The following is a 9,933-nucleotide window of genomic DNA, read 5'->3' as shown; positions in this document are numbered from 1 at the left end:
GCTCGGGTAGGCGGTCTGCGCCTGTGCGTTGCCGATGCTGGCGAGCGCCATGGCGGCGCAGGCGAGGGGTTTGATCAGGGTGTCGAGCATGCGGTGTCTCCTGTCTGCGTGCGGCCACGTTTGGCAAGGTCATTCTTGGCAGGCCGCGCCAGCCTGTCACTCAAGGACATCCATGCCCCGCTGTGTCGTGCAGGCGACAGCGCGGGGCCCAGCCGTGAGGGCGGAAATGCGCCCGTGACCCAACTCACGCTCGCCCGGTCTGCGTGCGTTCGGGCGGGCCTGGCCCCGTTGCGCACACCCATGCTTTGCCGCGACCATCACGCCCATGCATCCTGAACCGCCAGTCCGCGGCGCCCTGCTGCCCGCTGGCGCGTTGGACACCCTCCATGAAGAAGCCGCCCGCGGCCTGCAGGCCATCGGCTATCTGACCTGGGATGCCGCAAGCGGTGTGCTCCATGCCACCGCCGAAGCCCTGGCCATCCTCGGCCGCCCCCCGGGCGAAGCACTCTCCTGCGCCGGCTTGATCGGGCTGGTGCGCCACAGCCGTCGCGCCGAGCTGCAGGCCCGCTGGGACGAAGGCGTCGCCGCGCGCCAGCGCCGCATCGAGATCGAACTGCCCTGCGTGCTGGTGGGGCGTGCCGCGCGCCAGGTGCGCGTCATCGCCATCAACGAATACGACGCCTCGGGCGCCCTGTGCAAGACGGTCGCTGCGCTGCAGGACGTGACGCTGCAGCACCAGATGTCGATCAGCCTGGGCGACGCCGAATCGCGCCTGGCCGAGGCCCAGCAGATGGCCAGCATCGGCTCCTGGGAGTGGGACTTCCGCCTCAACCGCGTGATCTATTCCGCCGAGGCGCTGCGCATCATCAACCCGGCACCCGAAGTGTTCGGGGCCTGGGACGAGATGCCCTCGATGGTGCCCGAGGAGCAGCGCGCCGGCGTGCGCGAGCTCTTCGACAACGCCTTCCGCCACCGCCTGCCTTCGCTGCGCTACGACTACCACGTGGCCGGCGCCGGCGGCGTGCGCCGCGAGCTGCACGGCCGCGCCAAGGTGCTCTACGACGCGCAAGGCCGCCCCTGCCGCCTCACCGGCATCGTTCAGGACGTGACCGAGCTGCGCAACTTCCGCCGCCAGGTGCATTCGCTCGCCTTCTTCGACCCGGTGACCACGCTGCCCAACCGCAGTGCGCTGATCGACCGCGTGCAGGCACTGCTGGCCCAGCCCAGCGGCGCCACGGCCGAGTTCGGCATGCTCTCGATGGGCCTGGACCGCTTCACCAAGGTCAACGAATCGCTGGGCCACGCGGCTGGCGACGAGCTGCTCAAGCTGGTTGGCATGCGCCTCTCGCAAACGCTGCGCGAGACCGACATGGTGGCGCGCGTCGGCGGCGACGGTTTCGCCATCCTGCTGCCCGAGGTGCGCCAGGCCGACGTGGTGGCGCGCGTGGCCAGCAAGCTGCTGCTGGCCCTGTCGGCGCCCTTCAGCCTGGAAGGCAACGACGTGTTCGTGAGCGCCAGCCTGGGCGCGGCCCTCTACCCGGCCGACGGCCACAGCGCCGAGGCCTTGCTGCAGCATGCCGAGGCCGCGCTCTCGCACGCCAAGGCACGCGGCCGCAACAACGTGCAGTTCTATTCGCCGCAGCTCACCGCGCAAGCCTCGCACCGCCTCACGCTGGAGAGCGAGCTACGCCGTGGTGTGGAGCGGCGCGAGCTGCTGCTGCACTACCAGCCCAAGTTCGAGCTGGGCACCCACCGCCTGGTGGGCGCCGAGGCGCTGATGCGCTGGTGCCAGCCGCAGCGCGGCATGGTGCCGCCCATGAGCTTCATCCCGCTGGCCGAAGAGACCGGCCTGATCGTGCGCATGGGCAGCTGGGCCCTGCACGAGGCCTGCACCGCGGTGGCGGCCTGGAACCGCCTGCGCCCCGAGCCGCTCAAGATGGCGGTCAACCTGTCGGCACGTCAGTTCGGCGAAGGCAACGAGCTGGTCGAGTCGGTGCAGAGCGCCCTCACGGCCACCGGCTGCCGCCCGCAGTGGCTCGAACTCGAGATCACCGAAAGCCTGCTGCTCGACGGCAGCGACGGCGTGCGCCACAGCCTGGAGGCGCTGGCCGCGATGGGCATCACCATCGCCATCGACGACTTCGGCACCGGCTACTCGGCGCTCGGCTACCTCACGCGCCTGCCGGTGCAGACGCTCAAGATCGACCGCAGCTTCGTCAACGACCTGCCGCACAACCCGCGCAGCGCCGAGCTGGTGAAAGCCATCGTCTCGGTGGGCCGCAGCATGAACATGGTGCTGGTGGCCGAGGGCGTGGAGACGCGCGAACAGGCCGACTACCTGCACGGCGTGGGCTGCCAGCTGGCGCAGGGTTACCTGTTCAGTCGGCCGGTCGAGATGGCCGCGTTTGACAAGCTGGTGATCGGCTAACGCGTCACCCCGGCGAACGCCGGGGTCCACCGCGGGTGAGTGCACGGCGTGGCAGTGGATCCCGGCGTGCGCCGGGATGACGTCACTTCTCCGTCGCGGCTTTCAGGTTGGCCAGCCCCGCCTCGAAGTCCTTGCCGATCATCGCGTCCATGCTCACGAAGATGCCCATCAGCTTGGTGACATAGGGCGCCGGGCCGCTCATCACCCAGGTGACCTGGGTCGCGTCGCCTTGCGGCTGCAGCGTGAAGTCGGTGATGTTGTGGCCCTCGAAGGGCTCGACGAAGTCGAGCTTGATGCTGAGCTTGGACGAGGGCACGGACTCAAGGATCTCCATGCTGCCCTTGCCCACCTTGCTGTTGCCCTCCCACGCATAGGCTGCGCCCTTGCCGGCCGCGGGGCCGGTGTGCGTGCGCTTCATGGCTGGGTCGAGCTTCTCCCAGGGCGACCAGGCGGGCCAGCTGTGGAAGTCGTTGAGCAGCGGGAACACCTTCTCCGGCGGTGCCTTGATGAGCGCGCTGCGCTGCACGCTGAAGGTGTCGGGGCGCGTGGTGGCATAGAGCAGCACGGCGGCGACGAGCAGCACCAGGACCAAGGCGATCTTCTTGAACATGCGTCCTCCGTGGGGGTCAGGCGTGGGCCGAGGCCTGCATTCCATCACCTTCTGCGCTCGCTGTGTGCAAGCGCGTGCGGATCAGCCCGGCACCGATCACCGCCGACACCAGCGCGAAGCCCGCCCCCGCCAGGAAGGCCAGGCCATAGCCGCTGTTGAGGGCCACCGGCATCGCCTCGCCCGCGGCCAGCTGCGTGCCGGTGCGCGCCGCCGCCAGGCTCGCCAGCACCGCCAGGCCCAGCGCGCCGCCCATCATGAAGGCGGTGTTGACCACGCCCGAGGCCAGGCCTGATTCGCTGGGTGACACATCGCTCATCGCCGACAGCAGCAGCGGGTTGAAGGCGATGCCCGATCCCAGGCCGAGCAGCAGCATGCCGGGCAGCACATCCGTGACGAAGTTGCCGCCCACCGGGGCGCGTGCAAACAACAGCAGGCCGAGCGCTCCCAGCGCCAGGCCCACGCCGAGCGGGCGGCGGATGCCGAAGCGCATCACCATCTTGGCGGAGATGCCGACCGAGAAGGCCGCCATGATCAGGTTGGCCGGCAGGAAGGCCAGGCCCACCTGCATGGGCGTGTAGCCCAGCACCAGCTGCAGGTACAGCGCCGAGATGAAGAACCAGGCGAACATGGCCGCGGCCCACAGCACGCCCACGATGTTGGCCACCGCCACGTTGCGCAGCTTGAAGAGGCCGAGCGGCATCAGCGGGTGCTGCACGCGCGACTCGATGGCGATGAACACCGCCAGCAGCAGCACCGCGCCGCCCAGCAGGCCGAGCGTCTGCGCCGACAGCCAGCCCGCCTCGTTGCCATTGACCACCGCGTACACCGCGAGCATCAGCGAGGCCGTCACGGTGATGGCGCCGGCCACGTCGAGCTTCTCGCCGTGGGCGTGGCCGCGCGCATGCGGCAGCAACATCACGCACAGCGCGTAGACCGCCACGCCGATCGGCAGGTTGACGAGGAAGATCCAGTGCCAGTTGAAGCTGCTGGTGAGCAGGCCGCCCAGCAGCACGCCGACGCTGCCGCCGCCCGCACACACGAAGCCGTACACGCCCATGGCCTTGGCGCGCTCGGCCGGCTCGGTGAAGAGGTTCATGATCAGCGAGAGCGACACCGCCGACACCACCGCGCCGCCCAGGCCCTGCACCGCGCGCGCCACGATCAGCATGGTCTGCGAGGTGGCCAGGCCGCAGGCCAGCGAGGCCAGCGTGAAGCCGGTGATGCCGAGCAGGAACAGCCGGCGGTGCCCGTACAGGTCGCCCAGCCGCCCACCCAGCAACAGGAAGCCGCCGAAGGTGAGCAGGTAGGCGTTGACCACCCAGACCAGTGAGGTCTCGGTGAAGTCGAGGTCGGCGCGGATCGACGGCAGGGCGACGTTCACGATGGTCGAGTCGAGCACGATCATCAGCACGCCCAGGCACAACACCATCAGGGCCAGCCAGCGTTTGCGTTCATCCGGGGTGTGGGTCATGGAAAGAGTCCTCGTGGTGGATTCAGGAATGAATGTTCAGCCGGCGCGACGCAGGGTCGCCAGCAGCAGCTCGTGCAGCACGTCGGCCGCGGCCGAGCCGGCCGAGGCCTTGCTGCGGATGGCCGCGACTTCCATCGCCGGCAAGGCGGGCAGGCCGTGGCGTTCCGACAGGATCTGCAGCCCGGCCGGCACACTGCAGCGCGTGAGCACCGCCACCGCCAGGCCGCTTTCGACCGCGGCCACGTGGCCGGGCAGGCTGGAGCTGTTGTAGACGATGCGGTGCGCGCGCCGCTGAGCGGCCAGGGCCGCCAGCGCATCGCGGCGCGCGCGGCTGCCGGGCTCGTAGACGGCGATGGGCAGCGGGTCGCGCCGCCAGGCCTCGTGCGGCGCGGAGCCCACCCACACCAGCGGCTCGTGGAAGAGCAGGGTGCCGCGCTGCGGGCGGTCGCGCGTGACGACGGCGAGGTCGATCTCGCCACGCTGCACCTTGGGGATCAGCAAGGTGGACTGCTCGCACGCCAGCGTGATCTCCACCCCCGCATGGCGCGAGGCGAAGTTGCGCAGCACCGGTGCGAGGTAGGCCACGGCGTAGTCGTCGGGCACGCCCAGGCTCACGCGGCCGCTCAGCTGCGGGCCGCGCAGCATCGCAATCGCTTCGTGCTGCAGCTCCAGCATGCGGCGCGCATAGGGCAGCAGCTCCTGGCCGGCGGGCGTGAGCTCCAGCAGGCGCGGGCCGCGGCTGAGCACCGGGCGGCCGACCGCGTCTTCCAGCTTCTTGAGCTGCATGCTGAGCGCCGACTGCGAGCGGTGCACCAGCGGCGCGGCGGCGGTCAGCGAGCCGGCGTCGACCACCGCCACGAAGGCGCGCAGCCAGTCGAGTTGCAGGTCGCTTGCTTGCATGAAGGCTGCTCCATTCGAAAACCGAATGGTATGCCTTCGAACTATGCGCTGGCCGAAACACAACCTCCCCACGACAGTGGCGGCCATGGACAAGAAAGCTACTTTGCGGCACGGCACCGCCTTCATGGTGGCCGGCGGCCTGCTGCTGGGCACCCTGGGCGTCTTCGTCGAAGAGGCGGGCGTGCACCCGCTGATGACGGTGTGGGGCCGCTGCGCTTTCGGCCTGGCCGCGCTCACGCTGTGGGGCGTGGCAGCGCGTCGATTGCCCGAACTGCGTCTGGCCTGGGCCGACCTGCGCTGGGCGCTGGCCGCCGGCGTGCTGGTGATCGCCAACTGGGCGCTCTTCTTCGCCGCCATCGAGCGCACGTCGATCGGCGTGGCCACGGTGGTGTTCCACGTGCAGCCGCTGTGGGTGCTGGTGCTGGGCGCATGGTGGCTGCGCGAACGCGTGCGCGGCGTGCAGTGGGTGGCGGTGGGCGTTGCGCTCGCCGGGCTGGCCTTGGCCTCGGGCCTGCTGCAGGCGCAGTGGCCGACCCATGATGGCCATGCCTACGTGCTGGGCGTGCTGATGTGCCTGGGTGGCTCGTTCAGCTATGCGCTGGTGACGCTGATCGCCAAGCTCGCCACGCGGGTGAGTTCGTTCGCGCTCGCCTGGTGGCAGTGCGTGGTGGGCGTGGCGGCGCTGCTGCCCTGGGCCACGACCCACGGTGGTGAGGTGACGGCCACATCGTGGGCCTGGCTCGCCGGCCTGGGCGTGCTGCACACCGGCCTCGCCTATGTGCTGCTCTACGCCGGCATGGCGCGCCTGCCCACCGGGCGCATCGCCGTGCTGCAGTTCGTCTACCCGGTGGCGGCCATCGCGGTCGACTGGGCGATGTACGGGCGCGCGCTGGGCGGGGTGCAGCTGGTGGGCGTGGCCTTGATGGGGCTGGCCTTGCTGAGCTTGCGTCGCACCCCTGCGCACGAGATCACTCCGCCAGCACCGCTTCGACCTGGATGCGCAGGCCCACGTCCATCTTGAAGCCCCAGTCCTTGCCGGCGTCCATGCCGAAGTCGGCGCGGTTGATGCTGGCCGAGACGTCGGCGCCGCACCAGTCGCGCTTGAACATGGGGTGCGGCAGGCACTTGAAGCTGTTGATGGTGAGCGTGACCGGCCGGGTCACGCCGCGCAGCGTGAGTTCGCCCACCACGCGCGAGGGCGCGCCGTTGCTGAAGCCCTCGAGCCGGCCGGTGTAGCGCGCGGTCGGGTACTTGGCGGTGTCGAACAGGTCGGGCTCGCGGGCCTTGCTGTTCATGATGTCGAGGCCGAAGTCGATGCTGGTCACGTCCATGGTGACGTCGACCGTGCCGCGGCCGGCCGCCTTGTCGAGCGTGATGGTGCCGGCGTTCTTGTTGATCTTGCCGCGCCACATCGACATGCCCATGTGGTCGGCCTCGAAGCTCGGGAAGGTGTGCGTCGGATCGATGGTGTAGGTGGCAGGGGCGGCCAGCGCCGTGGTGGCGGCAAAGGTGGCGGCGAGGGTGGACAACAGCAGCAGGTGTTTCATGGGAGGCGGGTGGTCTGGTTGGGGGAGAGCTGGAGTTCGGCGGCCAGGCGATCGAAATTCTCTTCGTTCGCATGGACCACGATGGGCGCCACCGCGGCACGTGTCTCGGCCCGGTCGAAGCGTTGGCGCCAGGTGAGCAGGGTACTGCCGTCGCCGCGATCCAGCAGGCCGATGGTCATCTCGAAGTACGGCGCGCAACGGTGCTCGAACACGATGCGCGTCGGCGATGTCAGTTCGGTGAACACGCTGTAGTTGGCGTAGTCCTTGCCGTCGGGCCCGTGCATCACGAAGCGCCACTCGCCGCCCGCCCGGGGCTCGAAGGTCTCGAAGGTGTTGCGAAAGCCCTTGGGCCCCCACCAGCGCGCCAGGCGTTGCGGGTCGGTGAAGGCGGCGTAGAGCGCGGCCGGTGGGGTGTCGAACACGCGCAGCGAGACGATGTCGCGTGCGGGCTCCGTCTCCAGCAGGTAGCCACTGAGGCGGTCGACCATCTGCTGGCCCCCTTCGATCGCGCCGTACTCCTTCACGACGAAGTCGCGCGCCTCGGCGGTGGCGAACACGCTGCGCAGGATGAGCAGCGTGCGCGCGCCATGGTCTTCGAAGGTGACGGTCACGTCGAAGGCGTCGCTCATGCTCTCGTCGGAGCCGTGGCGGTAGGCCAGGAAAGCCGGCGGCGCCACCTCGCTGAAGACGATGCGGTTGGGGTAGTCGACGCCGTCGGGCCCGTGCATGGTCAGGGCCCACACGCCACCGGGGCGCACGTCCATCTGGCTCACGGTGTTGGTGAAGCCGGCCGGGCCCCACCACTGGCCGACGTGGGCCGGGTCGGTCCAGGCGGCGAACACCAGCGCACGCGGCGCGTCGAGCCAGCGGGTGATGACGACCTCGCGGTCGGCGGTGGGGCTGCTGTTCATCGGGGGGCTTTCATCAGGTGGGCGTGGAGGTTGTCGAGCAGCTCGCGCGTGCCCTGCTCGCGCCCGTCGATCGGGAAGCGCGGGTCGAGCACGGCGATCTGTTCGGTGAGCAGGAGCCGGGTGCGCTGTGGGCCTTCGGGCGAGAAGGTCACCGTCAGCAGCGACGACGAGATGCGCACCGGGCCCACCGTCATGCTGAAGGCCAGAATGATGCGGGCGTCGTGCACGATGTCTTCGTAGCGTGCGTCGTAGGCATGCAGTTCGCCATCGGCGCTGCGGCCGCGGTTGATCTCGCTGCCGCCGACGCGGAAGTCGAGCGCGTGCTCCATGTGCGTCCAGCCCGAGGGGCCATGGAACCACTGGCGCTTGGCGGTGGGGTCGGACCAGGCGCGGAAGACCAGCGCCGGCGGCGCGTCGTACAGGCGCTCCAGGGTGAAAGCACCGTGCTGAACGGGGTGGGGGGTCGTCGTCATGGCTTCTTCTCCTCTGCGGCTTGCAGCTGACGCAGGTAGTCGTCGAGCCGGTCCAGGCGCTGCTCCCAGTGCCGGCGATAGGGCTCGACCCAGTCGGCCACCTCGCGCAGCGGCGAGGCCTCCAGCCGGCAAGGGCGCCACTGGGCTTGGCGACCCTGGGTGATGAGCCCGGCGCGCTGCAGCACCTTCAAATGCTTGGTCACCGCCGGGGGCGTCATGTCGAAGGGCGCGGCCAGGTCTTTCACCGTGGCCTCGCCGCTGGACAAACGCGCCAGGATGGCCCGTCGGGTCGGGTCGGCGAGGGCAGCGAAGGTGGCGCTGAGGGGGTCGGGGGACATGGTGGGCAACCAATCGGCTAATTAACTGATCGGTAATTTAAGAAGCCAAACCCGATCTGTCAAGCGTGGCCGATACGATGCGCCGCCATGAACCCTGCTGCCCTGCCCACCCTCGATGCCGCGCTGCGCGGCGGGCTGGTGGCGCTGATGCTGTTTGCCGCGGCGTTGGTCTGGCGTGAGCACGGCCGCGTGGCGGCGGGGCGGTTGGCGGTGGCGCTGGCAGTGGGCGTGGCGGCGTATGCGGTGCAGTCGGCGCCGGGCTTTCTCTCGTGGCCGCCGGTGGCGCGCCTGCCCTTGGCGGTGCTGTCGACGGGGAATGCGGTGGTGTTCTGGCTGTTCGCGCGCGCCTTGTTCGACGACGAGTTCCGGTGGCGGCCGTGGCACGCCGTGGCCTGGTGCGCGATGGCCTTGCTGTCGACCGTGGGTTGTTTCGCGCGCGCGCAGGCGATGCCGGCCATCACGCTCGCCACGCTGGGCTTTGCCGTGCTGGCGGTGGTGCAGACGCTGGCCTCGTGGCGCGCCGACCTGGTGGAGAAGCGGCGCCGCTTACGCGTCTTCATCGTCGGCGCGGGTGCGCTCTACACGGCGGTGAACATGGGGGCGCGTTTGCTGGGGGGTGAGGGGCGTGGGGCGGTGGCCGATGTGATCGACATGGCGGCGCTCTCGGCGATCGCCACAGTGGTGGCCTGGCATCTGGTGCGACCGGCATCGGGACAGCTGTTCGCTCGCGGGGTGTCGGTGGCTGAGCCGGTTGCGGCTGAAGCGGACGATGCATCGCTTACCGAGTCGATCGACAACACGCTCATCGCTGCCTTGGAGCACCAGATGATGGCCGAGCGTGCTTACCGCCAGGAGGGCTTGACCATCGGCGCGCTGGCCCGCCAGCTCGGTGTGCCCGAGTACAGGCTGCGCCGCACCATCAACCAGGGGCTGGGGTATCGCAACTTCAATGCGTTTCTCAACCGCTATCGCCTTGCGCAGGTGAAGGCGGCGCTGGGTGATCCCGCGCAGGCGGGGGTGCCGGTGTTGACCTTGGCGCTGGATGCTGGGTTTCAGTCGATCGGGCCGTTCAACCGGGCGTTCAAGGCGGAGACTGGGGTGACGCCGACGGAGTTTCGGCGGGGGGCGTTGGGGGGCTGAGCCCTCTTCGCACGCCACCACCCGTTCGGGCTGAGGTATCGAAGCCCCGTGCCGGCATTCGCATGCAGACCCTGTTCACTGCGTGAGGCCGCGCCGGGATGTGCGCCCGGCGGCG

10 protein-coding genes are annotated in these 9,933 nt (G+C 69.8%); 3 read left to right on the top strand and 7 right to left on the bottom strand.

From position 1 onward, the window contains the following. Positions 1 to 373: 373 nt before the first annotated feature. Positions 374 to 2,428 (top strand): putative bifunctional diguanylate cyclase/phosphodiesterase, encoded by a 2,055-nt coding sequence (locus VFL64_RS00335; protein WP_489538386.1) that lies wholly within the window; start codon positions 374 to 376, stop codon positions 2,426 to 2,428. 82 nt (positions 2,429 to 2,510) lie between these two features. On the opposite strand, the gene VFL64_RS00330 is transcribed toward VFL64_RS00335, so the two are convergent. From VFL64_RS00330 to VFL64_RS00320, 3 genes are read right to left on the bottom strand one after another with little or no spacing between them, the layout of a single operon-like run. After that, a complete protein-coding gene (locus tag VFL64_RS00330) occupies positions 2,511 to 3,038 on the bottom strand; it encodes an SRPBCC family protein (RefSeq protein WP_489538385.1) in 528 nt (175 codons plus the stop codon). Positions 3,039 to 3,054: 16 nt separating this feature from the next. Continuing rightward, entirely contained in the window at positions 3,055 to 4,509 is a 1,455-nt protein-coding gene (locus tag VFL64_RS00325; protein WP_489538384.1) for a DHA2 family efflux MFS transporter permease subunit, read from the bottom strand. 36 nt (positions 4,510 to 4,545) lie between these two features. Then, positions 4,546 to 5,409, bottom strand: a complete 864-nt coding sequence (locus tag VFL64_RS00320; RefSeq protein ID WP_489538383.1) for a LysR family transcriptional regulator — start codon at positions 5,407 to 5,409, stop codon at positions 4,546 to 4,548. 85 nt (positions 5,410 to 5,494) lie between these two features. On the opposite strand from VFL64_RS00320, the gene VFL64_RS00315 reads away from it, so the two are divergent. Beyond that, positions 5,495 to 6,430: a DMT family transporter gene (locus VFL64_RS00315; protein ID WP_489538382.1), complete on the top strand. Its 936-nt coding sequence runs from the start codon at positions 5,495 to 5,497 to the stop codon at positions 6,428 to 6,430. On the opposite strand, the gene VFL64_RS00310 is transcribed toward VFL64_RS00315, so the two are convergent. Genes VFL64_RS00310 through VFL64_RS00295 form a run of 4 tightly spaced genes read right to left on the bottom strand, consistent with a single transcriptional unit; the run spans position 6,378 to position 8,678 of the window. Further along, entirely contained in the window at positions 6,378 to 6,956 is a 579-nt protein-coding gene (locus VFL64_RS00310; protein ID WP_489538381.1) for a YceI family protein, read from the bottom strand. The two genes, VFL64_RS00315 and VFL64_RS00310, sit on opposite strands and share 53 nt — an antisense overlap. Beyond that, positions 6,953 to 7,867, bottom strand: a complete 915-nt coding sequence (locus VFL64_RS00305; RefSeq protein WP_489538380.1) for an SRPBCC family protein — start codon at positions 7,865 to 7,867, stop codon at positions 6,953 to 6,955. The genes VFL64_RS00310 and VFL64_RS00305 overlap by 4 nt, the downstream gene beginning before the upstream one ends. After that, a complete protein-coding gene (locus tag VFL64_RS00300) occupies positions 7,864 to 8,340 on the bottom strand; it encodes an SRPBCC family protein (RefSeq protein WP_489538379.1) in 477 nt (158 codons plus the stop codon). The genes VFL64_RS00305 and VFL64_RS00300 overlap by 4 nt, the downstream gene beginning before the upstream one ends. After that, the gene (locus tag VFL64_RS00295) at positions 8,337 to 8,678 is read right to left on the bottom strand and encodes an ArsR/SmtB family transcription factor (protein ID WP_489538378.1); all 342 of its coding nucleotides are present in this window, start codon (positions 8,676 to 8,678) and stop codon (positions 8,337 to 8,339) included. Before VFL64_RS00295 ends, VFL64_RS00300 begins: the two co-directional genes overlap by 4 nt. An 87-nt stretch (positions 8,679 to 8,765) precedes the next feature. On the opposite strand from VFL64_RS00295, the gene VFL64_RS00290 reads away from it, so the two are divergent. Next, positions 8,766 to 9,818, top strand: a complete 1,053-nt coding sequence (locus tag VFL64_RS00290; protein ID WP_489538377.1) for a helix-turn-helix domain-containing protein — start codon at positions 8,766 to 8,768, stop codon at positions 9,816 to 9,818. Positions 9,819 to 9,933 lie beyond the last annotated feature (115 nt).

The organism is Rhizobacter sp. (assembly GCF_035702065.1).
GTDB lineage: Bacteria > Pseudomonadota > Gammaproteobacteria > Burkholderiales > Burkholderiaceae_C > Rhizobacter.
This window is presented reverse-complemented; position numbering and strand designations above follow the sequence as displayed.

Excerpts from the sequence above, each read along its gene's own strand:
- VFL64_RS00330 (WP_489538385.1), bottom strand. The coding sequence starts at position 3,038 with ATGTTCAAGAAGATCGCCTTGGTCCTGGTGCTGCTCGTCGCCGCCGTG.
- VFL64_RS00325 (WP_489538384.1), bottom strand. The coding sequence starts at position 4,509 with ATGACCCACACCCCGGATGAACGCAAACGCTGGCTGGCCCTGATGGTG.
- VFL64_RS00320 (WP_489538383.1), bottom strand. The coding sequence starts at position 5,409 with ATGCAAGCAAGCGACCTGCAACTCGACTGGCTGCGCGCCTTCGTGGCG.
- VFL64_RS00315 (WP_489538382.1), top strand. The coding sequence starts at position 5,495 with ATGGACAAGAAAGCTACTTTGCGGCACGGCACCGCCTTCATGGTGGCC.
- VFL64_RS00310 (WP_489538381.1), bottom strand. The coding sequence starts at position 6,956 with ATGAAACACCTGCTGCTGTTGTCCACCCTCGCCGCCACCTTTGCCGCC.
- VFL64_RS00305 (WP_489538380.1), bottom strand. The coding sequence starts at position 7,867 with ATGAACAGCAGCCCCACCGCCGACCGCGAGGTCGTCATCACCCGCTGG.
- VFL64_RS00300 (WP_489538379.1), bottom strand. The coding sequence starts at position 8,340 with ATGACGACGACCCCCCACCCCGTTCAGCACGGTGCTTTCACCCTGGAG.
- VFL64_RS00295 (WP_489538378.1), bottom strand. The coding sequence starts at position 8,678 with ATGTCCCCCGACCCCCTCAGCGCCACCTTCGCTGCCCTCGCCGACCCG.
- VFL64_RS00290 (WP_489538377.1), top strand. The coding sequence starts at position 8,766 with ATGAACCCTGCTGCCCTGCCCACCCTCGATGCCGCGCTGCGCGGCGGG.